The sequence below is a fragment of the Photobacterium indicum genome (genome assembly GCF_003026215.1).
GTDB classification, from domain to species: Bacteria; Pseudomonadota; Gammaproteobacteria; order Enterobacterales; family Vibrionaceae; genus Photobacterium; species Photobacterium indicum.
The window spans coordinates 42,655-68,343 of sequence record NZ_PYOC01000010.1; the positions used below are offsets into that span (position 1 = coordinate 42,655).

At 46.4% G+C, this 25,689-nt stretch carries 20 protein-coding genes and 1 pseudogene; 10 read left to right on the forward strand and 11 right to left on the reverse strand.

Features of this window, described 5'->3' with window-relative positions:
- Positions 1-24: 24 nt before the first annotated feature.
- From rlmF to C9J47_RS20765, 3 genes are all read right to left on the reverse strand, one after another.
- Entirely contained in the window at positions 25-1,041 is a 1,017-nt protein-coding gene (rlmF, locus tag C9J47_RS20755) for a 23S rRNA (adenine(1618)-N(6))-methyltransferase RlmF (RefSeq protein ID WP_107255303.1), read from the reverse strand.
- Between the two features lie 201 nt (positions 1,042-1,242).
- Positions 1,243-2,007 (reverse strand): slipin family protein, encoded by a 765-nt coding sequence (locus C9J47_RS20760; protein ID WP_107255208.1) that lies wholly within the window; start codon positions 2,005-2,007, stop codon positions 1,243-1,245.
- 46 nt (positions 2,008-2,053) lie between these two features.
- Entirely contained in the window at positions 2,054-3,523 is a 1,470-nt protein-coding gene (locus C9J47_RS20765) for an NfeD family protein (RefSeq protein ID WP_107255209.1), read from the reverse strand.
- Positions 3,524-3,829: 306 nt separating this feature from the next.
- On the opposite strand from C9J47_RS20765, the gene C9J47_RS20770 reads away from it, so the two are divergent.
- Positions 3,830-4,948, forward strand: coding sequence for a substrate-binding periplasmic protein (locus C9J47_RS20770; protein ID WP_107255210.1), 1,119 nt, complete (start codon positions 3,830-3,832; stop codon positions 4,946-4,948).
- A gap of 100 nt (positions 4,949-5,048) precedes the next feature.
- Here the strand turns inward: C9J47_RS20770 and viaA are convergent, their stop codons facing one another.
- Both viaA and C9J47_RS20780 read right to left on the reverse strand, forming a co-directional pair.
- Positions 5,049-6,497, reverse strand: coding sequence for an ATPase RavA stimulator ViaA (viaA, locus tag C9J47_RS20775; RefSeq protein WP_107255211.1), 1,449 nt, complete (start codon positions 6,495-6,497; stop codon positions 5,049-5,051).
- Positions 6,498-6,525: 28 nt separating this feature from the next.
- Positions 6,526-8,178: an ATPase RavA domain-containing protein gene (locus C9J47_RS20780; protein WP_107255212.1), complete on the reverse strand. Its 1,653-nt coding sequence runs from the start codon at positions 8,176-8,178 to the stop codon at positions 6,526-6,528.
- A 564-nt stretch (positions 8,179-8,742) separates the two neighbouring features.
- Here C9J47_RS20780 and C9J47_RS20785 point away from each other — a divergent pair.
- The gene (locus C9J47_RS20785; protein ID WP_107255213.1) at positions 8,743-9,603 is read left to right on the forward strand and encodes a GGDEF domain-containing protein; all 861 of its coding nucleotides are present in this window, start codon (positions 8,743-8,745) and stop codon (positions 9,601-9,603) included.
- A gap of 129 nt (positions 9,604-9,732) precedes the next feature.
- Entirely contained in the window at positions 9,733-10,557 is an 825-nt protein-coding gene (locus tag C9J47_RS20790) for a phosphate ABC transporter substrate-binding protein (RefSeq protein ID WP_107255214.1), read from the forward strand.
- Positions 10,558-10,647: 90 nt separating this feature from the next.
- On the opposite strand, the gene C9J47_RS20795 is transcribed toward C9J47_RS20790, so the two are convergent.
- Positions 10,648-11,493 carry a sulfurtransferase gene (locus C9J47_RS20795; RefSeq protein ID WP_107255215.1) on the reverse strand — a complete coding sequence of 282 codons (846 nt, stop codon included), beginning with the start codon at positions 11,491-11,493 and terminating at the stop codon, positions 10,648-10,650.
- A gap of 264 nt (positions 11,494-11,757) precedes the next feature.
- Between C9J47_RS20795 and C9J47_RS20800 the strand changes: the two genes are divergently transcribed.
- Positions 11,758-12,030 carry a type II toxin-antitoxin system TacA family antitoxin gene (locus C9J47_RS20800; RefSeq protein WP_107255216.1) on the forward strand — a complete coding sequence of 91 codons (273 nt, stop codon included), beginning with the start codon at positions 11,758-11,760 and terminating at the stop codon, positions 12,028-12,030.
- On the forward strand, positions 12,027-12,527 hold the full coding sequence (locus C9J47_RS20805) for a GNAT family N-acetyltransferase (RefSeq protein ID WP_107255217.1): 501 nt from the start codon (positions 12,027-12,029) through the stop codon (positions 12,525-12,527). The genes C9J47_RS20800 and C9J47_RS20805 overlap by 4 nt, the downstream gene beginning before the upstream one ends.
- A 34-nt stretch (positions 12,528-12,561) precedes the next feature.
- On the opposite strand, the pseudogene C9J47_RS20810 reads toward C9J47_RS20805, so the two are convergent.
- A pseudogene (locus tag C9J47_RS20810) lies at positions 12,562-12,792 on the reverse strand (acyltransferase); the annotation flags it as partial.
- Between the two features lie 206 nt (positions 12,793-12,998).
- Here C9J47_RS20810 and acsA point away from each other — a divergent pair.
- The 5 genes from acsA to ppsA all read left to right on the forward strand — a co-directional run bounded on the left by acsA (position 12,999) and on the right by ppsA (position 20,711).
- Positions 12,999-14,744, forward strand: coding sequence for an acetate--CoA ligase (gene acsA / locus C9J47_RS20815; RefSeq protein WP_107255218.1), 1,746 nt, complete (start codon positions 12,999-13,001; stop codon positions 14,742-14,744).
- Positions 14,741-16,768: a pyruvate dehydrogenase (acetyl-transferring) E1 component subunit alpha gene (gene pdhA, locus C9J47_RS20820; RefSeq protein WP_107255219.1), complete on the forward strand. Its 2,028-nt coding sequence runs from the start codon at positions 14,741-14,743 to the stop codon at positions 16,766-16,768. The genes acsA and pdhA overlap by 4 nt, the downstream gene beginning before the upstream one ends.
- Complete coding sequence (locus C9J47_RS20825; RefSeq protein ID WP_211321780.1) at positions 16,761-17,993, forward strand: dihydrolipoamide acetyltransferase family protein; 1,233 nt, start codon at positions 16,761-16,763, stop codon at positions 17,991-17,993. The genes pdhA and C9J47_RS20825 overlap by 8 nt, the downstream gene beginning before the upstream one ends.
- The gene (locus C9J47_RS20830; RefSeq protein WP_107255220.1) at positions 17,990-18,235 is read left to right on the forward strand and encodes an acyl carrier protein; all 246 of its coding nucleotides are present in this window, start codon (positions 17,990-17,992) and stop codon (positions 18,233-18,235) included. The genes C9J47_RS20825 and C9J47_RS20830 overlap by 4 nt, the downstream gene beginning before the upstream one ends.
- A 67-nt stretch (positions 18,236-18,302) precedes the next feature.
- Entirely contained in the window at positions 18,303-20,711 is a 2,409-nt protein-coding gene (gene ppsA, locus C9J47_RS20835) for a phosphoenolpyruvate synthase (RefSeq protein WP_107255221.1), read from the forward strand.
- Positions 20,712-20,764: 53 nt separating this feature from the next.
- On the opposite strand, the gene C9J47_RS20840 is transcribed toward ppsA, so the two are convergent.
- The 4 genes from C9J47_RS20840 to C9J47_RS20855 all read right to left on the reverse strand — a co-directional run bounded on the left by C9J47_RS20840 (position 20,765) and on the right by C9J47_RS20855 (position 25,664).
- A complete protein-coding gene (locus tag C9J47_RS20840) occupies positions 20,765-21,616 on the reverse strand; it encodes an iron-sulfur cluster-binding protein (RefSeq protein ID WP_245903561.1) in 852 nt (283 codons plus the stop codon).
- Positions 21,606-22,667 carry a 4Fe-4S dicluster domain-containing protein gene (locus tag C9J47_RS20845; RefSeq protein WP_107255222.1) on the reverse strand — a complete coding sequence of 354 codons (1,062 nt, stop codon included), beginning with the start codon at positions 22,665-22,667 and terminating at the stop codon, positions 21,606-21,608. The genes C9J47_RS20840 and C9J47_RS20845 overlap by 11 nt, the downstream gene beginning before the upstream one ends.
- Position 22,668: 1 nt before the next feature.
- Complete coding sequence (gene fdhF, locus C9J47_RS20850) at positions 22,669-24,759, reverse strand: formate dehydrogenase subunit alpha (RefSeq protein ID WP_107255223.1); 2,091 nt, start codon at positions 24,757-24,759, stop codon at positions 22,669-22,671.
- An 89-nt stretch (positions 24,760-24,848) separates the two neighbouring features.
- Positions 24,849-25,664: a formate/nitrite transporter family protein gene (locus C9J47_RS20855; RefSeq protein WP_107255224.1), complete on the reverse strand. Its 816-nt coding sequence runs from the start codon at positions 25,662-25,664 to the stop codon at positions 24,849-24,851.
- Positions 25,665-25,689: the final 25 nt, after the last annotated feature.

Genomic DNA, 25,689 nt, shown 5'->3' on the forward strand with positions numbered 1-25,689 from the left:
CCGCTTTTCAGTTTGAATGGCGTCTTACACACTCCAGCGTTCTTCACGCCATTGTGTTTGTTGTTCTTTCGATAGGAATGTCCATGCCACTACGCGGGTCACTTTTTGCCCTTGTGCCATATCAATGGTACGAACATCAACAGCGTTCACTTGCTTTAAGGCTTTATAAATCGCTGGTAAGTTTTCTTTCTTAGATACTAATGTCGAATACCAGAAGCAATTTTCAGGCTTATCTGAGCTTTCGGTGATCATACGTTGAATAAATGCAGCCTCACCACCTGGGCACCATAGTTCCGCTTTCTGACCACCAAAATTTAAAACAGGTTTGTTGGTATTACTCTTGGCAAAAAGTTCGGCTTTTTTGTTGCTGCCTTTCTTGTGCGTATTCGCACTAAGGTTACGTACCTTACGTTCAGATCCCGCCGTTGCTTCTTCTAATGAAGCATGAAACGGTGGATTACACATAGTGAAATCAAAGATATCGTTAGCATTGATTATGCCAGTATAGATATTATTCGACTTTTTCTGTAATCGGCATTTAATGCCACCCGCTAACGAACGATTAGATTCAACAATAAATTTTGCAGATTTTATTGATAACGCATCAACATCTGAGCCAACAAAGCGCCAACCATAAGCTCGATGACCAATGATCGGATAAACGCAATTCGCGCCCATGCCAATATCTAAGCCATTAATGTGCTTACCTTGAGGAATAAGGCCTTCGTTAGACTTCGCCAATAAATCCGCAATATGGTGAATATAGTCAGCACGACCAGGAATAGGTGGACACAAGTACCCAGGGGGAATGTCCCAATTTTCGACGCTATAAAAATGATGCAGTAATGCTTTGTTTAACATTTTTACAGCTGCAGGATCGGAAAAATCAACAGACAGATCACCGAATTGATTTTCAGCTACAAACGGCGCTAAATCAGGGCAACTTAATATCAACGCATCAAAATCATAACGTTGACTATGAGGGTTACGCGGGTGTAACCCTTTTTTCTTCTGTGTTGGTTTGTTTTTCTTTTGAGTCATTACATTTACCAATGGAACATAAGGTTCGCATAACATCCGAATCGCATTCGAATTTAGCGTCGAAGCTGAACACTTCAATAATGTTGCCATTGTACCTGTTTCAAATGAATCTAAGGAGATTCTTTATTACAAACACGTTTATTTGATGAAAAGCGAATCACTACTATCTTATTCCACCTCATATGCTAACTAGAATAACAATTATTCTTTGTTAGAGGGCTTAATTACTTCAGTTAACTTTCCTATCATGTCGATAGGCATAGGAAATACTACGGTTGTTGTTCTGTCATTTGCCACTTCAGTTAATGTTTGCATATAGCGGAGTTGAATTGCATTTGGCGCTTTATTGAGTACGTCTGCCGCTTGACGTAGCTTCTCTGACGCTTCTAACTCACCCGTTGCGTGAATGACTTTCGCTCGACGAGTTCGTTCGGCCTCTGCTTGTTTAGCTAAAGCACGCACCATGCTGTCATCCAAATCAACATGTTTAATTTCAACATTGGCAATTTTGATCCCCCAATTATCGGTATGTTGATCAAGTATTACCTGTAAGTCTTTATTTAGCGCCTCCCGTGCTGATAAGAGTTCATCAAGCTCATGTTGACCAAGTACCGAACGTAACGTGGTTTGAGATAACTGGCTGGTTGCTTCAAGGTAATTTTCGACGTTATTGATGGCCATTTTCGGCTCTACCACTCGAAAATACACCACAGCGTTCACCTTTACCGACACGTTATCTCGGGTAATCAAATCTTGCGTAGGCACATCAAGTACAATGGTTCGTAGATCCACTCTTACCATTTGCTGAATAATAGGCACAATGATGATTAATCCCGGCCCTTTTACTTCATAAAAACGTCCGAGTAAGAACACAACTGCACGTTCATACTCTCGTAATATCTTGAACATACTAACAAGTAGCACAAACACAAGTGCTACAATTGTCGCAATAGTATAGATGAACATAATTCGCCCCTATTAGTTATTCTTCAATATGGTCTTACTTGTGCCATTATTCTTTAGCCAAATTTTTATCGACATGGCTGGTTTCAACATCAAGCCATAAACCCGATACCTTTTTAACTATTACCCGTTGACCTACCAGTAAACCATCAGCGCATCTTGCCTGCCAAATTTCACCATCAACCAAAACTCGCCCTGAGCCAGGAAAACCACTCACAACTTTGGCGTACTGACCAATAATAACGTCGACTCCTGTTGTAACCGGTTTTCTTCGTGTTTTTAATAACAAGGAAAGCATTACAAATGTAAATAAAGCTGATACAACGGTTAACCCAATAATGAGTGGTAAAGCAATTTTGTATCCCGGTAATTCCGTATCCATCAGCATAATAGAGCCCAATACAAATGCCACTACTCCACCTAAGCCAAAAATACCAAAACTCGGTGTAAATGCCTCTGCAATCATTAATGCGATACCTAACAGCAATAAGCCAAGCCCCGCATAACTTACTGGCAGCATTTGCAATGAATACATCGCGAGTAAAAGGCAAATGCCGCCCATTACACCGGGTAGCCCGACACCAGGGTTATAGAATTCAAGTAATAGACCGTAGATACCAATCAACATAAGAATATAGGCAACATTAGGATTGGTGATGACAGATAATAAACTAAAACGCCAATCTTGCTCTCGTTCTATAAACTGAACATTAGCCAGTGACATTTCTTGTTTAACGCCATTAATAACAACCGTTTTACCATTCGTTTTTTCGACGACTTGATCTAGGTTTGATGCTAGAAAATCAATCACATTTTCAGTTAACGCATTCTCTGAATCTAAACTGGCCGCTTCACGAACGGCTTTTTCTGCCCACACTTCATTCCTGCCATGCAATTTAGCTAAGCTCACAATGTACGCAGCCGCATCATTGATCACTTTCTTTTCCATTGCCGTCGTGGCTTTTACTCGTCCTTCTTGTTGATCCGACTCACTGCTTTTAGCCTCATCATCTGACTTGTTTGTTGCTGACTTATCGTCGCTAGTTGCATCATCTTTTTTGGCACTGTTTTCATCACCTTTTTGCGAATCGCCTTTCGGCGCAAATGGATTATCTGATTTATCAGGTGCTTTCCCACCCCCTAATGAAACAGGCGTCGCTGCACCAAGGTTGGTACCCGGAGCCATTGAAGCGATATGACTTGCCAATAATATATACGTACCCGCACTGGCTGCACGAGAGCCCGCAGGGCCAACCCAGGTCGCTATAGGTACAGATGATGTAGTAATTGCACGAATAATGTCTCGCATAGAGGTATCTAGCCCTCCGGGAGTATTCATTTTGAGTACGACAAGGGATGCATTATCTATTTGCGCTTGTTCGATTTCTCTGGCAACAAAATCGCTAGTTGCAGGTCCAATACCACCGTTTATTTCAACAACCCAAACATCATCCGCTAACGCCGAAATAGAATGAAGCAATAGCGTAGTAACGAATACGCAAAGAGAGAGAAATTTCATATAGACTCCTCTACCAATACCAACCTAAAACGATAGTGTGCTGGTGGGTTAGTATCTTAGTGACGATAAGCTCGACTTTATAAGCATAGTTCAACCTTAAATACACACATAAAAAACATGGTGTAATACAGTTACCTAATACCAAATCCATTAATTACCTGCTCAGTTCAGCGAGAGTTAATGGAATTGGTATCACTACCTCTCAATAATCATCACGAATAGCAGTTATGAGGCTTATACTTATATTTATATTTACACAGACAATCATTCGCGAGGTTGTTCGTCATTTTTTAAAGGTGGGTCGTTATGGCAGAAACGAAATCAATCACCAAACCACTTTCTATTCTGTTCTACCTCTTATTCATATTTATATCGGTTCCAGCACAAAGCACTTCGACCAACAATATAAAACAAGACTCATTGATTAAAGTTGGAAGCTATCATTGCCCTCCCTTTGTTATTCACGAAAACGACGAAGACTACACCGGGTTAACAATACTACTGTGGGAACAAATAGCTAAAAAATTAAATCTACAATACGAAATCAAGCAATACCCCCTAGCAGAATTACTCGATGCCGTCGCTGAAGGTAAGATCAACATTGGCATTTCGTGTATTTCAATTACCCCTGAAAGAGAAGAACGCTTAGACTTTTCACACTCGTTTTATGAAACACACCTTGCCATTGCTGTTAAGAAGCAAGGCTACCTAGCATCAATAATCAATATTCTAACTAACAAAAAACTCTTGCTGGTATTAGCCATTCTCTTATGTGCCGCCGCATTAATTGGTAGCGTCTTTTATTTTCTTGAAAACAAGGTAAACGACAAGCTCTATTCTATGCAAACCCGCCTAGGCCGGTTCGTTGAAGGGTTCATTCTAGGCTTACTCTTTATAACCAAAGGACCCTTTAATTATTTCGAGTTTAAGACACTGTCGGGGCGCTTTTTGACTGTAATTATTGCCATTTTCTCCACATTATTTATTGCCAGTATCACGGCTGTTCTTGCCAGTACATTTACATTGGGCTTATTAAATTCAGATATCAAGAATCCGAATGATCTCGCGAACATTAAAACAGGCGCTAAAAAGTCATCTACATCGTCTCAGTTTCTCACCAATCACAGTATTGTTCATCAAGCGTATAATACGGTAGAAGATATGCTAGTCGCATTAGAAAAAGGTGAAATAGAAGCCGTGATCGCCGATGATCCTGTCCTGAAATATCAGATAAAAAAGGCGAAAGAACGTGGCGTGTATACAGATATGATTGTACTGCCGTATCAATTCGAAAAGCAAAACTACGGCTTCGCCATTGAAGATAGCAGCCCTTATACAGAAGAATTGAATCGAGCACTGTTAAAGATCCGTCAAAGTAATGAATGGCGTCAGGCACTAAACAAGTACTTTACTGACATACCCTAGTAATAAAAAAATAATAAAAAAAAGCCCTCACTGTATGTCAGCAAGGGCTTATACCCAAGTTACCTCAAGATACTCTGTAGCTCTCAATCTAAAGGATCTTCTATCTCCACTTTAATAAGCGGCTTAGTTTTGATGGATGGTATGACCAACAGTGATCAAACATTGTCATTAATTCAGGGTTACCGTAGCGAGATAAATTAATCGCATGGAATCGGTTCTTTTGTTCTTTAAGCTTACTGATTCTTGCCAGCATTTCTGCTGATTGAGAAGGTGCGATAAAGTCAGATAACACAACCAAATCGGCATTTTTGTACTTATCGGACGTCATTAGATCAATCGATTGATCCAATACTGGCCCCAAATCTGTGCCACCATGGAAAGAATAAGACAGAAAATTCAACACTTCCGTTAAACCATCTTGTTTCGTGAGTTCATACGTTATCTGTTGAGTCGAGAACATAATCACGTAACAATCACGATCTTCTGCTAACGCAATTTGCATTAAACCATACGCAAGTGCTTTAGCGCATTGCTCTGGAAACCCAGACATCGACCCCGACGCATCGATACAAACAATAAAAGGGCCTTTATCTTGATCGACTTGCTTGGTTTGACGTTTAAATGCTTTTACTTTTCGTAACTTACGTTGTGAACCCTGCACGCGATAATTCATTAAACGCTTATCGACAAGGTGCTTATAGAACACAACTTCAAGCTCTGGGTAAGCAAGAAACATGGCTTCATTGGGTAACAACTTGGATAAGTCATCACTTTCATGAATACCGACAATATCATCCGTTACACTGTCACTCTTTTCTTCGACCATTCGCAAGTCTTCAGATTTCACACGCTCTTTATTAGGGTCATCAATTTCATTCGCCATTCTTCCGAGCTTTTCTGCGATTTCTTTCAGACCATTATTCTTCTTTAAGAAAGAGGCAATAGACTTCATGGAATCGATATCTGTTCGCGTTAGCTTCGCTTTCGCCATATCCCACAACCGACCCGCTTTTTTGGGGTCGCCTGCTTCTGTAACTTCTTCCATTTGTTTCATGGTTTCAATACGCTGGTATAAATCAGCAATCAGCTTATCTTTATGTTGCTCAAGATCGTTGGCTTGTGCTTCTTTTAGCGCATGTGACAAATACTCATACCACGTATTACAGAAGTAACTCTGAAACATAGGGTTATGCTTTTCATGTTCTCGTGCATTTAACCGCTTCGCTTTAAAATAAAAGGCCGACTGACCTTCTAATTTACGAATAACAGTATCAATGTTATCCATAAACTCTTCCTGACTCCAATTACTTGCAACCTGGTAGAGTTCGAGCTCTTGGCTAAATTGTTCTTCAATACTGACATTTGAAATTTTGTTCTTAACTTGACCGCGCCATTTCATTACCTGGTTTTTCATCGCTCCTTTAATACCAGGACTGGCTTCAGCTGCCATCAAGAGCTGTGGTCGAGCCATCACTTCATGCACAGCATTATCAATAATGCCTGATTCAGCGAGCATCAGCGCTAGGTTAATACCTTCAGATACCGGCATAGACCACTCCCTTTAGTTATGAGAAAAATTACGAGAAAAACTCAGATAATTGAGAAATTCTGAACGCACTTTTTTCAATCACTAACTTTAATTCTGAAACCGATTCAGAGGCCTCGGAAATACTGCATTCAATTAATGTTGGTATTTCTTTCTCAACAAAATTATGAGGAAGTGCACCGTGGAAGCTTGTACGAGAGATCTTGATATTATGCTCAGCATCGGTCACTTTACCTGACGCCTGCTTCACGCGTTCTTGTAGCTGTTCATTTTGCTTTGCTGTAATACCTTTATTACCCGCGATACCGACTAACACATCACGATTCGCAATATCTTTAATCACTAATCGGCATTGAGCATCAATTTCAAACTGAAGGCGGCACAGGTTCGTATTTTTATTGACGAAACCATAGACATCACAACGTCCTGTTCGGATTTTTTTATCAAACTCATCACCATCAACGTAAACCCAGCGGCTATCGCCTTGTTCTTTTTCAGAAACAGACGGGTTCTGCTGAAGCATAACCAGTTTAATCATGCGCGGGTTATGATTAACGTTGTAGCGCTTCGAGGTACTGAAGTTATATTTAAACCATTCTTTGCGTAAAGTAGATTCACGGCTAAATGTTACGACAAGATCAGAGGCAACTTTTTCATTTACTTCATCAATAATCTGCTGAGCTTCGTTCGCATCAGATTGTGATGCGCTTTGATCAAAGGCTTTTTCTGTTGCAAATTCACGTACCAATGTTCGAATAACATTGCGCGATTCTGGGCTGTGCCATAAACAATCTTGAAGTAACAGCAAATCGAGCGGATTGATTTCATCTCGACCATTAAAGAAAGCACTCGCTTTTAATAAGCGTACTGACTTCTTCCAGCGTCGATCAGAGATATACAGTTCACTATCTGCCTCTGCAATATCAGCCGTTTCAGATTGCTTTTCTATCATAGATTTAAGTTGATAGATTTTTTCAAAAATGTCTTCAGATAATTTGACGTCTTCAATGCAAGCCTGCCATTGAACATATTCTTCATCTTTAATGGTTAAACTTGGATCTATCACGACAGATGTTCGGCCATCATCCATTAGCATCGATTTAAAGTTTTTCTTTTCTTGAATACGATTAACGAACACGCGAACAAGCATGCGGTCATAGAGTGCATCAAGCCCACTATCTTCATCTGGCAGTTCGTTCGACGCTGTTATCAGCAAACGCATGGGTACAGGTAACACATCCTGACCATTTTTAAAGGTACGTTCGTTTACAACTGTCAGTAATGTATTGAGGATTGCAGGGCCGGCTTTCCATATTTCATCGAGAAAAACAACTTGTGCGGTTGGCAAGTATCCGTCGATTAATCGCACATACTTACCATTGTCTTTGAGTTCTTGTATTGATAAAGGGCCAAACACTTCTTCCGGTGTTGAAAAACGGGTCATCAAGTAATCAAAGAATTTACTGTTATCGAAGGCTTGTATTAAACGTTTAGCGATTAAACTTTTAGCAATACCAGGGGGGCCAAGTAAAAAGACACTCTCACCCGCTAAGGCAGAAAGTAAGCAAAGTTTGATGGTTTCTTCACGCTCGTATACACCGTTAGACAGTGCCTTAATAAGCTTTTGAATCCTTTCAGAAATTAACGCTTTATTCGGTTGTGCAGATTTTGCCATTGTTAGCATAATTCCTGACCTCTCTAATTGTTATGTCCATGTGCCAAAGCACAACAATTGCTGCCATTACTTAGCATAGACACAATAACCCAATTGTTGCAAAAGTGTTAACAACAAATACCTTTTAACACTTTTATATCAAAGAGATCTATCAACAACAAGCAAGCAAACATTGTTTGCAAAAATAATACTTTGCCACCAATACTTACCACTAGAAACACACTGTTACATTTGCTTACAAACATTCCTTAAATCAATGTGTTAAATCCGCTTAATTCTTAAATCTATTTTCATGCCAATAATTTTCGATTGAAAATTTAATTTTAAAATTTCAATCCATATCGTTTTGTCGGAAATTTCAACATGCCTTCATAGCCATTTTTTAGTAGAAGGTTATATTTTATAAAGGAGATGAAAATTTATAGAGTCAAAATTAACTCATTTCACTTTGAAAATTAGTCACACAAAAGACACAGCCAATGTTTCCTTATTGAAAAAAGTAAACATCTTGTCCAAGCATATGCACTTTGACAATATGGACCTGTTATCTCAAACAAAAAACCTAAGGCTATAATGAACAACGTATCTCAACTTCCTATGCGACTGATTATTATAGTGTGCATTGGCTTTTTGCTATCGGCATTAATACCATCAAGTGAAAGCCTTGAAGTACTCACCTCAATAATAACCTTAGTATTAATTATTATGCTGTTACGCGAAGATTTTGGTATGGAAACTAAATCTTGGCTTATTTTGGCTTTAGGCACTTATAGCCTTGGTGTTTTTGCAGATCTACTAGATGAGATTCCAGAGCTGGGTAACCATAAACTACTCAACAATGCAGATGATGTTTTCATGCATATTGGTGTTTTTCTTATGTGTTTTTGTTTTATTAAAATACTTCATCAACGTCGTACATTAATAGATAGCCTAAATACACAGGTAACCAAAGCACGTGATTTAGAAAGTGTACTCAGCCGTCAGGCATTACAAGATGAATTAACCGGGTTATTAAATCGTCGCTCGTTATTCCGACGTTTTGATGAAATGGCGGTTAACCACCAGCGAGGCATGCTTGCTTACATTGATATCGATAATTTCAAACAAGTTAATGATCGATTAGGTCATAGCCTAGGGGATGAGTTACTTGTTATTATAGCGAACAGTTTATTAAAAACAGTGCCTCTTGGTAGCCGAAGTTATCGAATTGGCGGCGATGAATTCATTGTTTTGCTGCCTAGTGATGATCAGCAAATGTGTGAGGAATGGATTAGCGACCTTTACGATATAACAACTAAAACCCGTAAAGAATATAATATTGGCATCAGCGTCGGCATTGCACCCTACTATCCAGGAAACCTATCTGATCCTGACTCTATTCTTACGCAAGCAGATAAAGCAATGTACACAAATAAAAATAAAGAAAAGGCTTAATGTTTGCTCAAGAACTAAACTTATCACACGGGAGCCCACAAACATCTTCATTGAGTTATGCATTTTTCACAGAACTGTCATACATCCGTAATAAGATGGTGTAAATCCAACTTATTACGGAGAAAGTCAATGTTTTTTAGGGCAACTACCCTTGTGGCATTGTGTGCAAGCGTGGCGTTTAGTACACAAGCCAAAACAGATACTGTCACAGTTACTGGATCAACATCAGTAAGCCATGTGATGGAAATCTTAGCAGAAGCTTATTCAAGCTCTCATGTAGATACTTTTATTGCTGTTCAAGGCATAGGTTCTTCTGCTGGCATTTCTGCAGTAAAGCAAGACGCCACAGAAATAGGTATGAGCTCTCGCCGTCTTAGTGAAGAAGAGATAAACCCTGATGTAAAAATGGTAACAATTGCACATGATGGCATTGCTTTGGTCGTCAATAAAAACAACCCTGTTAACAACCTTACAAAAGAGCAAGTATCAAAGATTTACCATGGGGAAATTAAAAACTGGCAAGAAGTCGGTGGGCCAGATCTAAAAATGGCTGTTGTTAGCCGTGAAAATGCTTCTGGCTCACGCTTTTCTTTTGAAGACTTTATGGGCTTAACCCAACACATTGAAGGTCAAAGAGTCTCTGATATAAACCCACAACTCTTAGTCGTTAACACTAATGGCATGGTGAAAAGTTTAGTCTCTCGTAATATACATGCACTTGGCTATATGTCTTTAGGCTCTATAGATGATTCTATTAAGCCGTTGTCTTTTGAGGGCGTTAAGCCAACCATTGATAACCTAGAATCAGGAGAGTATCTAATCTCTCGCCCGTTTTTAATGTTATATAAAGAGAAGAACGTATCAAAAAATGCACAAGCGTTTTTAAACTACGTTACCTCTAATGAAGGGCAGAATATTATCGGTGAACGTGGATACATTGCGAACCATAAATAACAATTAAAGCAACTCGCTGTTCTCATTTTAAAAGCTAACCAAACTGCATTAACCATCTACATTGGTTAGCTTTTATTTTAATCGTAAAACTTATTTCACCACTGGGTATTTATACGTAGAACCCCACTCAGTCCACGAACCATCATAGACTGTCAGCATTTTACGCCCAGCAAGTTCAGCCCCCAGAGCCAACACACATGCTGTCACACCCGAACCACAGCTGAATATTAATCGCTGTTCTGTATCAGAAACAGCGTTAAAACGATTAATAAGCAACTCTTTCTCAATAAAAAATCCATCTTTAATTAATTGCGAAAATGGAAGACTTTTCGCGTTAGGCATGTGACCGCCTCTAACACCTTGTCTTGGTTCTGGCTCTGTACCAAAAAACCTAGCAGCACCACGGGCATCAAGCACAGCAACAGAGTGGTCATCAAGTAAGCTTTCTAATGTATCAGCATCAATAACCCATTCAGGTTCAAAAGCCGCTTTATAGGCCGTTACTTCTGTAGCTGTCAATTCCCCCTCTTCTATTGGGTTATTTCCTGCTAGCCATGCTGGAAACCCGCCATCAAGCACAGCAACATTTTTGTGACCCATTGCTTTAAACATCCACCAAACTCTAGGCGCTGAAAATAGCCCTTGGGTATCATACACAACAACAATATCATCGTTATTAATACCTAATTCTGATACTGCTTTTTCAAACAACTCTGGCGATGGCAGCATATGTGGAAATTGTGTATTGGGCGCAGCAATTTTCTTATCAAAATCAAAATACCGAGCACGCGGAATACGCTTTTCACTCCACTCTTGTTGTGGATTTCGTGTAGAACCTGGCATAAACCAGCTTGCATCCAATATAACAAGATTATCATCGGTTAAATGTTCAGCTAACCAGTCCGTTGTTACTAACGATGAAGGTACTAATGGCATTCAAAATTCCTTGTAAATAACGCTGAATAAAAAACTTACAAACCGACAAATTAAGAGAAAAACTTGAGCTTTAAATATTGAGCACAAACTCTTTAAACTATGTGGATTAACCCTATCTTTTTTCTTTTGCTATCACAATGATAGTCTGTGTTAGTTTGAATGCTCATTTTAAAGTGACAATGTGCCAAAGTGTCACAAATTTGCCAGCATCAAACAAGCATGCCATACTCAGAATGTGACACTTTGACACCTATGGAGGTTTATATGGCTACAGCATTACCACGTATCACTGCCCGTGTAGACATTGATACTCAAGAACTACTATCACAAGCAGCAGCTATCGCTGGTATGTCTAGTATTAATTCATTTGTTCTTAGCGCTGCTGTTGAAAAAGCTAAACAGATAATAGAACGAGAACGCACATTAAAGCTCAGCCAGCGCGACGCTATGATGCTTATGGATGCACTGGATGAACCAGCAAAACCTAATGCTCGTTTGCAGCAGGCTGCTGCTCGTTACAAGGACAAAGCGCAATAATGAAGACGGTACAATTAGACAAAGCTAAACACGACCGTCATCGCTTTGATTGTGGGATTGATGCGCTAAACAATTATTTGAAAATCATGGCAAGTCAACAAGCAAAGAAAGATAACACCCGCACATTTGTGCTTGAAGATATAAACTGTACTGAGCATGTTATCGGCTATTACACGCTGACTATGGCACCGATTGATTTAACATCTCTACCTACAAAACTACTAAAGAAGCATCATAATGCTAGCTCTGGCGGCTTAATCGCAAGGCTTGCAGTGGATCAACGATACAAAGGTAATGGCTATGGCGAATGGTTGCTGATTGATGCACTTCGAAAATTACTGATGGCGAGCGAAACTGTCGCATTTCCTGTTGTTATCGTTGATGCTAAAGATGGTGCAGAATACTTCTACGAGAAATATGGCCTTACTGCGTTTCAAGATGCTGAAAACAAATTGTTTATCACGATTGCAGATGTAAGAGCGAGCATTGGCGATTAAAGCATCAGCGAGATATTTTGTTATATTTACCCCATTACAACCTACGTGATTTTCGTGCTGGATTACCTGCATAAATACCTTCTTCGGTAATATTTTTGGTTACTATGCTACCAGCCCCAATCACAGCACCATCATAAATGTTAACGGATAAAACAGTTGCATTAGAACCAATAGTTACATTGTCACCAATTTTAGTCCAACCCCAACTATCAGGATTAGCGTTAGGCTTGCCCTCTTTAAATGAATCATTGGCAAACATAACACCCGCTCAATATAGACAATAGATTGCGGTGCTAATATATTTTCCCAATCGATCATTACCTTTCTAAACAGATAGAGGAATCCTAATTTTCTCTCAATACTGCAATGGCAAGATTTCGCTGATAAACCACACTATGTACGTGGTTTACGATATTGCTCAGGAGAGTAACCCCTAAGCGATTAAGTTTGTTCCCGGATCGAGCAGATAACATGGTAAAGCCAATCTATAAGCAGACATTGGCCAACAGCGCCAATCTAAAAGATTACCAGCAAGCCAAGACAGAACTCCTCCCGTCGCATGCCCAGCCTAAAGGGCTCTTATCAGGCGGCCTCAATATCGGCTTTGAGGCAGTTGATCGCCACTTAGGAACCCCCAACGAAGATAAAGTCGCCCTGCGCTGGATAAGCAAAGATGATCAGATTGTAAATTTTAGTTACCGCGACCTCAGCAAGCAATCTAATCGCTTTGCCGATCTGCTCGCGCAACTAGGACTCCCCGCCGGTAGCCGGGTGTTCAGCCTTACTGGGCGCAGACCAGAACTCTACATTGCCGCGATTGGCACCCTAAAAGCGGGCTGCGTTTTTACGCCGCTATTTTCTGCCTTCGGCCCTGAACCTATCCGCTCACGAATGGAGATTGGCGAGGCCAATCTAATCCTGACCACCCGCAGCCTCTACCGTCGAAAACTCAAAACGTGGTGGCGCGAACTGCCCCACCTCAAGGCCGTACTGCTGATTGATGGCAACCCCGATAACGAACCCGGTTGCTACGATCTGACAACCATGATGACCAATGCCGATCAAGAAAGGCCGTGCCATCACACCCAGGCCGAAGATATGGCACTGCTGCATTTTACCAGTGGCACCACAGGAAAACCCAAAGGGGTGATCCATGTTCACCAAGCTGTGCAGCACCACCTGCTGTCAGCCTATTATGCCCTTGACCTCAAACCGTCAGATATCTACTGGTGTACCGCTGATCCCGGATGGGTGACCGGGACAACCTACGGCATCATCGCCCCCCTTTGTCTTGGCGTCACCATGATTATTGATGAGGCAGAGTTTGACGCCGAGCGCTGGTACCGCATCTTGCAAGACCAGCACGTCACGGTCTGGTATACCGCGCCAACCGCAATCCGAATGTTGATGAAAACCGGAGAAGAGCTAACTAAGCAGTTTGATCTGTCCGCACTGCGTTTTATGGCCAGTGTCGGCGAGCCGCTGAACCCCGAAGCCGTCGAATGGGGCGACAAAGTACTGGGGATGCCCTTCCACGATAATTGGTGGCAAACCGAAACGGGCGGCATCATGATTGCCAACTTCCCGAGCGAGCCAGTCAAGCCTGGCTCAATGGGGCAGCCGCTTCCCGGCATCGATGCGGCGATTGTTAATCCCGATAAGGACGGTGTGCCGCAGGTTGAAACCGCGCCGATGCAGGTGGGCGAGCTGGCGCTGAAATCCGGTTGGCCATCAATGTTTCGCGGCTACCTCCACCAGCAAAAGAAATACCAACACTGTTTTGCTGATGGGTGGTACTTAAGCGGCGATCTAGCAATGAGAGACGAAGCAGGCTACTTCTGGTTTGTCGGTCGCAAAGATGATCTGATCAAATCCTCCGGTCACCTGATTGGCCCGTTTGAAGTTGAAAGTGTGCTGATGGAGCACCCCGCCGTCGCGGAAGCGGGCGTCATTGGCGTGCCCGACCCCGTGGCAGGTCAGCGCGTGATGGCGTTTGTGACCCTCAAACCCGATATTAGCGCCGACGAAACGCTACAACAGGAACTGCTCGGGCTTGCTCGTAAACGTCTTGGCGCTGCGGTTGCGCCGAAAGAGATTGCCTTTCGCCACAACCTTCCCAAAACCCGCAGCGGAAAGATCATGCGGCGACTGCTTAAAGCGCGTGAACTTGGCCTACCCGAAGGGGATATTTCCACCTTAGAGAGTGATGAACTATGACCAGCAGACTCCATATCAACCGCCACCACCTCATTGAGCAGCTGCGCCAGATGCTACGGATTCGCCGCTTTGAAGAAAAATGTGCCGAGCTATATACCCAAGAAAAAATCCGCGGATTTTTGCATCTCTACATTGGTGAAGAGGCAATCGCCGTTGGGGTAATTGCAGCGCTGAGTGAAGACGATCAGATCGTTGCTACCTACCGTGAGCACGGTCACGCGCTCGCCCGTGGTATGAGCATGGGTACGGTTCTCGCCGAGATGTATGGCCGAACCAATGGCTGCAGCCGCGGGCGGGGTGGCTCGATGCACCTGTTTGATAAAGACCATCACTTCTATGGCGGTAATGCCATCGTCGGCGGTGGACTCCCGCTGGCAACCGGTTTGGCAATGGCCAATAAAAAGCGGCAACGCGATGCCATTGCGGTCTGCTTTTTTGGCGAAGGGGCAGTAGCAGAAGGTGAGTTCCATGAAAGCCTAAATTTGGCCGCCCTGTGGCAGTTGCCTATCCTGTTTATCTGTGAAAACAATCGCTATGCGATGGGTACCGCCCTCGCGTTATCGGAGTCAAAAACCAATATAGCCAAAAAGGCCGAAAGCTACGGTATTAGCGCCGTTCAGGTTGATGGCATGAATGTGGTGGATGTTGAAGCCGCTACCTGCGATGCCCTCGATTATATCCGCGAACAGAATAAGCCGTTTTTTATCGAATGTCAGACCTACCGCTTTCGGGGCCACTCCAGCTTTGATACTCAGCTCTACCGCGATAAGACCGAAGTCGCGCAGTGGGAAAAGAAAGGGCCAGTTAAAAAGCTGATCCAGTGGCTACAAAAAAATAACCATTTTCACGATCAAGAGCTGAAAGATATGGAGGCTGAGATCGCCCAAGAGGTAGCTGACGCCATCGCTTTTGCAGAGGCTGGCGCGTGGGAGCCGATTGAAGAGCTAACCCGTTTCGTCCATAGCCCCACCAGCCAATCGGCGCCCCCCGCAATAACATGTACCCAGCAAGCGGCTGAGCTCACTTACCGCGAAGCGCTGCACAATAGCCTAAGTGATGCCTTAAACGATGATCCGCGCATCTTTCTTATGGGCGAGGATGTTGGCCGTTACGGCGGTTGTTATGCGGTGAGTAAAGAGCTGATTGATCAATACGGGCCAGATCGGGTCATCGACACCCCACTGTGCGAGTCCGGTTTTGTTGGCGTTGGCATTGGTGCAGCCCTTGGTGGTATGCGACCAATAGTCGAAGTGATGACGGTTAACTTCAGTCTGCTCGCCATGGATCAAATCATCAACAGCGCCGCCACCTTACTGCATATGTCCGGTGGTCAGTTTAATGTCCCGCTGGTAATACGTATGGCGTGTGGTGCGGGCAAACAGCTCGCCGCCCAGCATTCGCATAGCTGGGAGAACTTTTATGCCCATGTGCCTGGCCTGAAAGTGCTCAGTCCGGCAACCCACAATGATGCGCGCCATATGCTCGCTCAGGCACTGTTGGACCCTGATCCTGTGCTGATATTCGAACATGTCATGCTACTTAATGAGAGCGGCTTGGTTAGCAGTTCTGCCGATGCACCGATGCATCAAGCTGTGGTAAGACGCACTGGCACCGACATCAGTCTGATCACTTACGGCGGCAGCCTTGGCAAAACCTTGCAAGCCGCAGAGCAACTTGGTAGTGCGGGGATCAGCGCTGAGGTCATTGACCTTCGCTCGCTGCGACCACTCGACAGTAAGGTAATTGTTGCCAGCGTCAGTAAGACTAACCGTGCCGTGATCATCGATGAGGGGTGGTACACCGGCAGCCTAGCGGGTGAAATCAGTGCCGTCATCATGGAACAGGCATTCTGGCAGCTGGATGCGCCTGTCGGTCGGGTTTGCACCGCAGAGGTACCTATACCCTATCCTCATCACTTAGAGCAGGCTGCCATTCCTCAGATCGACAAAATTATTTCCGCCGCCAGAGCAACCTTCGCCGCGCGCGACTTAGAGGAGAGAAACAGGAATCCACGCCATGAATAGCAGCCAAGCAACCGACAACCTAATTGATATCACCATGCCCGCCCTCGGCGCAGATATGCGAGACGGTACGCTGATTGAGTGGCAGATCAAACCAGGAGACAGGGTTGAAAAAGGTGATACGATTGCGGTGGTTGAAACCAGCAAGGGTGCTATCGAGATGGAGGTCTATCATAGCGGCACCATTTCCGAGCTATTGATCACCCCAGACACTAAACTTCCGGTCGGCAGTGTGCTGGCCCGAATGACAACGACAGATGCACCTGTATCTTCAATACCTAAACCAACAGCGCCTATGCCTTCAACACCTGAAACAGCAGCGTCGGCCACCAGCGCCGATAGTCACGACACGATCGAGAGCGCTGCAGAGCTAAACCCAGATATCGGCTCAAATACCGAGCGGCGATTCATCTCCCCCGCCGCCCATATGCAGGCTCAGGCGACGGGTATCGATATTGGCCAGCTACAGGGGAGCGGGCCACAAGGGGCGATATTGCTACGGGATCTCCCTTCCCGCACGGAGCAACATGTCGAAAAACCCTGCCCAACAGAGACAGCGCAACCAGCCTCAAGTATGCGTCAGGCGATTAGCGAAGCGATGGCGCGCTCAAAGCAGACGATCCCGCACTATTATCTGACCATGGATATCGACCTGACCAACGCCCAGCACTGGCTAGCAGAACAAAACCAGTCACGGGACCCAGAACAGAGATTGCTACTGCCTGCCCTGCTAATTTCCGTCATTGCCCGCCTGTTACCACGTTATCCAGCACTAAACGGGACTTTTATCAACGGACAGCTTACCCCCTCCGATACAGTTAATATCGGCAATACCATCAGTCTGCGCCAAGGGGGACTCGTGGTCCCTGCTATCCTTAATGCCAACACACTGACTGTCGATGAGACAATGGCCGTTCTGCGAGATCTGACCGAGAGGAGTCGCCGCGGTCGTCTGCGTAGCTCTGAGATCAGTGAAGCGACGATTACCGTCACCAGTATTGGTGAGCGCGGTGCCGACAGCATTACTGGCGTCATTTATCCTCCGCAAGTGGCGATTATCGGCCTTGGCCGAGTGCGTAACGCCGCCGTTGTTTCCGAGGGCCAACTGGCGATTGGCGAGATAATGACCGTAACACTTGCCGCGGATCATAGAGTCAGCGACGGACTCACTGGGGCTCGTTTCTTACATGCCCTTGCCAAACAACTTCAGCAACCGGAGGCGTTATGACTTCACTCGACATTCCGACCCATATTGCCAATGCCATCAAACGTATCGCCCCTGAAATTGATTTACTCGATATCGATCAGAATGAGGACTTACGAGAAGAATGTGATCTGGACTCAATGGATTTCCTTAACCTGCTGGCCGACCTGAAACAACAGACCAGAACCAGTATTCCCGAAAGCGATTATCCCAAGATCAGAAGCTATAACCAGCTGTTGGCCTATTTGCGAAACCACGCCGAGTAAAGCCAGCATGACCTAGTGACGGCCTCAATAGATACAAATAACTAGGGACACATTATTAGGAGCGACAATGAACATGCCAGCCTCGCAGCCCCTGATTTACTGGTACCAACAACTTCGAGCTACAGACGTTGGCCTTGTCGGCGGTAAAAATGCCAGCCTAGGTGAAATGCTAAGTCAACTCGACCAAGTCGGCATTCGAGTGCCCAACGGCTTTGCCACCAGCGCCCAGCTCTACCGTGACTTCTTACACCAAAACCAACTTGACACGCCGATTAGCCAGTTGCTTGCCGCCATGGACAACGGTTCCATCCCCCTTTCAGAGGCAGGCCAGAAAATTCGTCGCCTGATCCTTGAAGGCCACTTCACCGTAGAGCAAGAACAAGCTATCACCAATGCGTATCATCAACTGAGTCAACAGGCAGATACGGATCCCCTCTCCGTTGCGGTACGTAGCTCCGCCACCGCGGAAGATCTGCCCCAAGCCAGCTTTGCTGGGCAGCAGGAGAGCTACCTCAATATTGCAGGCGCAGTGCACGTGATTGACGCCTGCAGAGAGTGCTTTTCCTCGCTATATACCGACCGAGCGATTGTCTATCGCCAAGAGCAGGGCTTTGTCCACCAAAAAGTCGCCCTATCGGTTGGCGTACAACAGATGGTGGAGTCTGAATGCGCAGGGGTCATGTTTAGTCTCGATACTGAAAACGGCTTTCCCGATGTAGTGCTCATCAATGGCAGCTGGGGGCTGGGTGAAACCATCGTTAAAGGCACCGTCACCCCTGACCGATTTATGGTGTATAAACCGCTGCTCGATACGCCAAACAAGCGCCCGATCATTGAAAAGCAGCGCGGTAATAAACGCGAGAAAATGCTGTTTGCAAGTGACGGTAGCCTTGAGCCAACAGTGACAACGCCCACCAGTATGGATGAGCGCAACAGCCTAGTACTCAGTGATGACGAGATCCTACACCTGAGCTGCTGGGCGGTGATAATCGAGCGCCATTATGGTTGCGCCATGGATATAGAGTGGGCCAAAGACCGTCATAGTCAGCAACTGTTTATCGTCCAAGCCAGACCAGAAACGGTTGAGACATCAAAAGACAGCGCGGTACTGGTGAACTACCAACTGAAAAAAACCGCTGCGCCGATTTTATTGCAAGGATCGAGTGTCGGGAGCGCCGTCGCTTGCGGTAAGACGTTTACCCTACTTTCGCCCGATGATAGCGACCAGTTCCCCGATGGCGCGATTCTGGTCACCGAACGCACCGATCCCGACTGGGTGCCAATTATGCGCAAGGCCGCGGGGATCATTACCGACTCTGGCGGCCCAACCAGCCATGCTGCAATTGTCAGCCGCGAGCTGAAAGTGCCCGCTATCGTCGGCACTGAACATGCCACTCGTGTTCTGTCATCAGGAAAAGCGGTCACCTTGAACTGCAGCGAAGGTGCTGTGGGTCAAGTGTATGACGGCATCATCAACTACACCACCCAGCAAATTGATCTCAACACCCTACCTACGACCCAAACCCAAATCATGATCAATGCTGCGATGCCCGACGGCATTTTTCACTGGTGGCAGCTCCCCACGGCAGGGATCGGCCTGACCCGAATAGAGTTCATTATCTCAAGCCAAATCGGACTCCATCCGATGGCGCTGATCCACCCAGAGCAGGTCACCGATCCCGCAATAGCGCAAACCCTCCGCCAACGCTGCGCGGGCTCTGCCACCCTACCCGATTTCTTCGTCGATAATTTGGCTCTTGGGGTGGGTAAAATCGCCGCCAGCCAGTACCCAAAACCGGTCATCGTTCGGATGTCTGATTTCAAATCGAATGAGTACCGCGGCTTGATAGGCGGCAAGTTCTTTGAGCTCCATGAAGAGAACCCAATGCTCGGCCTACGCGGCGCCTCGCGCTACTATCATCCTCGTTATCAAGAAGCATTCCAGCTAGAATGCAGAGCGATTATCAAAGCACGCGATGAGATGGGCTTTGACAATATTATCGTTATGATCCCATTTTGTCGCACGGTCAGCGAAGCCGATAAGGTACTTGAGGTGATGGCCCTAGCGGGACTGAAGCGCGGTGATAAAGGGCTGCAAGTGTATGTGATGTGCGAGATCCCCTCGAACATCATCCTCGCCGAGCGTTTTGCCGATCGCTTTGATGGCTTTTCTATTGGCAGTAACGATTTAACGCAGCTGATATTGGGGATAGACCGTGACTCAGCCGAGCTAAAACCGATGTTTGATGCCCGCGATGATGCGGTTAAAAAAGTGATTGAACAGGTGATCAAGGTCGCCCACAGCAAAGGCTGTAAAGTGGGGATCTGCGGTCAAGCACCTTCTGACCACCCAGAGTTTGCTGAGTTTCTGGTGGCGTGTGGCATCGACTCCATCTCCCTTAATCCTGACTCCTTTGCCAAAGGCTGTGAGGTGGTCGCAAAAGCCGAACGCACGCAGCTCAATAAGCGAGACTAGTCAACAATAGACTAGAATCAACGACAGAACCTGAGCAGAAAGCGAGGGCAGGCTCAACCAACAGCCTGGTATTGCCGAATATCGGCCCACCTAAAGGTGGGTCCATCGGTACAGACATAGCGATCTTGCAGATAACAGTGACCGCACAGGCCAACCGCACAGTGCATTCGGCGCTCAATCGAGAGATTTATCGCGTCTGGCTGAATACCGTAAGCAACCAGGTACTCCGCTGCCGCCTCCATCATTGCCTCCGGTCCAGCCATCAGCACCAGATCGGGCTGGGTATCAAAGCTATGCAGTACCGTCGGCAGTAGCCCCAGTGCTGTTCCTTGGTAATAATCTGGATAGCTCAAGCCAGCGGTATCCTCTACCACGTTGAACAGTGGAATAAAGTGCCGCCAACGCGCCCGCTCTGGATTAAGCATCAAAGTGGTACTGTTTCGCGTGGCATAAATCACTTCAAGCTGACGATAGTTTTGCGTTTCAATCAGCTCATTTATCACACTGGCCAGTGGCGCAATACCACAACCACCGCCGATGATCAGGATGCGCTGTTCAGCCATGGCTGCCATCGGCCACCCTTTTCCAAACGGGCCTCGTGCACCGATAATATCACCGACGGCGCACTCAAAAAGGGCGTGGGTCACACTGCCCATCTGACGCACTAAGGCACCAAACTTCCCCTGCTCATTTGGCAACTCGGTAAACGTAAACGGCGCTTCCCCCACACCGGGCAGCGATAACATAAAAAATTGACCACTTTGCGCTTTTTGCCACGCTGCTAGCGTCTCCTTTTCAACGCCATTTTCAAGGCTATGTAAACGAAAATGATAATGGCGAGTATCTTGACCATCATCATAAAAATCGACCACCTCTATCGGTACAGGAGTCAGGTTAAACATCATCTGCGATCCTTTTCATTATCGAGTGTACGCCAATGACACCGGGGCAGGTCTGCTCACAACGTCCGCAACCAACACAGCCGTAACGGCCAAATTCAGGGAGATAGTCTTCACTAAATTTGTGGTACCAAAAGCGTTTTACCCGCTGCCCCACTTGTTTGGCTGGGTTGTGAAAACTCGCTTCACGCTGAAAGCCCTCATACAGGCAGGAGTCCCAAAACCGCACTTGGCTAACCGTCTCCTCACTGTTGTCCGTGCTAGAACCAGTATTAACGTCAGCGCCTGCATTGGCAACAGACCGAGTACCAAAGCAAGAGCAGGTGGGGCAGAGCGTGGTACACCCTGAGCACCCCAAACATTGGATCCCCACCTGCGCCCAGAACGCGTCCGAGACCTGGCCACAATTAAGCTTAGCGATGCCATCAAGCAGATAGGTATGATCTGGAAATGCCTGCTCGCAGTGATTGATATTGTCCCAGCGCTGGCTAATATCGTTCGTTGATGCCAGCGTCAGTCCCATGCCTTGCAGCGCCTCGTTGCCCCCCTCTGTCAGCACCACTAACAGCCAATGTTGCTCATCCAACGGGTGCAATACCAGATCTGCGGTTTCATCGCGAACACTCGGGCCGGCATTCACCGTCGAGCAGAAGCCTTGCGAGCATGGCTGGACACAATCTAGCCCGACCAACAGCGCCTGCTTCCGCCGCGCTTGGTAATAAGGGTCTTGTTCAAAAAAGGAGTCTTGGTAGTGGATCGCCATCAGATCGCAGCTCTGCACCCCAAACAACACGAATGGCTCAGGATCCGGCAAGGTCTCTTTAAACAATTGACCATCGAAAACATACAGCGGCTCCTGCTCAGCAAAGAAAAATTTCTTGGCGGAGTGGAGCGGCTTATGGTGCTGTAGCGGCGGCCACGCTGGCTCGGTCACATGCTGCCAATGGACGTCTTGCTGACCATCTGCTGATTGGGCAACCACCTGATATAACGCCCAAGAGCGCGCCAAGTGTGCCCGCAAACCATCCAATGAATCCAACAAGTAAGTGTTGTGCATACTAAGGCTCCTCCTTTAACTGCCACACGGCACTAGGGATATGGTCTACGGGTAGCGCAATCACCGCGACAGCACACGCTTTCAACTCGGGCATCTTGGTGACCGGATCTTGGGCGGTATTGGTCAACTGATTTGAGGGCGCCTCTTTGAAGTGGTAAGGCATGCTCACCAGCCCAGGCTGGACGTCTTCGGTGATCATGGCACGGGTTTCGATATAACCACGCCGTGACCGCACGCCCACCGGCCCATATAGTTGAATGGACAGCGCGCTGGCATCTTGCGGGTTAATAAATAAAATCCCGGGCGGGGTTTCCCGCTCCAACAGCGGCGACTTACGGCTCATCGAGCCACAGCCATAGTGGAAATGCAGTCGATTGGTGGTTAGCAGCAGTGGAAATAGTTCATCGGCGGGTTCATCAATAGGAACATAGTGAACTGGTGTCAGCCGCGCCCGGCCAATCGGGAACTGCTGTTGGTGCAATATCGCCGTCCCTTGCGGGGCGTTCGCATTGCAGGGCCACTGCAGACCATGATTGCGGTCCAAGTTCTGATAGTTCATCCCTTGATAAGAGGGGGTTAGTGAAGCCATCTCATCAAACACCGCTTCGCTACTGTGCCAGTTAAGTACGCGACTCCCCATCGCTTCTGCCAAGGCTTGCAACCACTGCCAATCCCCCATCGCTTCGCCCGGAGGCGGGATCACCGGATTGATCCGCTGTACCCTGCGCTCACAATTGGTAAAGGTACCAGCTTTCTCTGCAAATGAGGCGGCTGGCAAAATATAGTCTGCCAGCTTGGCCGTCTCGGTCATCGTCAGCTCAGCGACCACCAGCAGATCCATCGCCTTATAAGCTGCGCGGACATGGTTCTGATCAGGGTCAGTCACAACCGGATCTTCACCAAATAAAATTTGCGCCCTGAAGTCACCAGCTTGTGCCGCTTTGGTCATGCCCAACGAGGTCAAACCGGGGGCAGTTGCGACGTCGTCGCCCCACGCTGCCGCGAACCACTGTTGAGTATCGACTTCATCAGCCAACTGATAACCGGGGTACACATTTGGCAAGCAGCCCATATCACAGGCACCCTGCACGTTATTTTGCCCCCGTAACGGGTTGATACCAGTACCAGGCTTACCGATATGCCCACAAATCAGCGCCAAATCGGCCAGTGCAATCACACTGTTGGTACCACTGACAAACTGAGTAATCCCCATACCGTACAGAATCATCGCCCTATTAGCACGACTATAGCGCTCTGCCGCCTGACGGATCAGTGGGCCATCGACCCCCGTTATCTCTGCAACCGACTCTGGGGTTATCTTCTCGACATTGCTCTTTAAAGCATAAAAACCATCACAACGATTGTCGATAAAGTCACGGTCATGCCAATCGTTGCTGATGATCTCGTGCAGCAGCGCATTAATCAGCGCAATATTGGTGCCCGGCTTGAGCTGAAGATGGATATCTGCCAACTTGGCCAAGCGTGTCACCCTCGGGTCCACCACGATTAGCGTCGCCCCTGCCAACTTAGCCTCGATGATCTGCCCGCCCAACACACTGTGGTTTTCGGTTGGATCGGCACCAAAGACCACGATAACCTCGGTGTCGAACAGATCCTTGGTACTGTTGGTCATCGCCCCAGAGCCCAACACTTGCTTTAAACCCGCGACGGTTGGGCTATGACAGATACGCGCGCAGTGGTCAACATTGTTGGTTTTTAGCACTGCGCGAGCAAACTTCTGCGCCGCATAGTTATCTTCATTGGTGGCTCGGGCACTGCTGATCACGCCTACCGCTTGCGGGCCTGATTCTTCGAGAATGTCTTGAAGGAAGGTACTAATTTCTGCCAGCGCTTGATCCCAGCTAATGGTGACAAACCTATCGCGCTTGCGTTTGAGGGGGTGATGAATACGGTTATCAGGCGAGATAGCATAGACACTACTCCAGCCTTTTTCACAAAGCTTGCCCAGACTGATAGGGTGATCTTGCTCGGGCGCCACCCCACAAACGTTACCCTGCCCATCACTGGTCAAATACATACCGCAACCGACCCCACAAAACGGGCAGACGGTTTTTACAACTCTGGAGTGCATACTCGTTGCCTGACTATTAATATCTGCCTACATTATAGTCGCCACGGCCGATCCTAATGCGCCAATACGCACCGTCAGGTAGCGAAATCTCAATTTTGATTTCTGAGGTAAATAATGTGATACACCAGCCCCACCAACACGCTGCCACCGACCAGGTTGCCTAAGATGACAGGGAGTAGGTTATTGATAAAGCCCCATAAGTTGACCGAATCTGCCACTTCCACCGCCCCCGACATCTTAAGCATCATTCCGAGAGGGATAAAAAACATATTGGCGATACTGTGTTCAAACCCCGCCGCGACAAAGGCCGAGATCGGAAACACAATCGCTACCGCTTTATCTATCACACTGCGTCCCGCCAAGGCCATCCACACCGCCATACACACTAAGACATTACACAGCACTCCACGGAAAAACGCCGTCCAAAATGGCATCTCGCACTTGGCTGCGGCGATCTTGGCATATGTCAGTGCAATCGCCCCGTTGTTCATCTGCGGGTGGTCAGACAGAAACACCAACAGCGCAACCCCTAATGCGCCGACTAAATTCGCCAGACAGACCACCAGCCAATTTTTCAGCAGCTCAGCAGTGGTAATTTTTCTATCGGCCCACGCCATGGCTAATAGATTATTACCTGTAAACAACTCAGCCCCAGCCACAATCACCAATAGCAAGCCGAGAGAGAAAACCAGCCCGCCAACAACTTGTTGAGTGGCAAACCCAAGCGAAGGATCAGATTTAACCAAGGTATAATAGAGACCGCCCAAGCCAATAAAGACGCCAGCCAAAATCCCCAACATCACCATCGACAGAAGCGGCAACCGGGCTTTCGCTACCCCTATCTTGTCGACCTTTTCAGCAATTTGTTTTGGAGAGAATGCATCAAAACCGTACATATCAGCCATTAGCTATTTCCCATTTCCCATAACT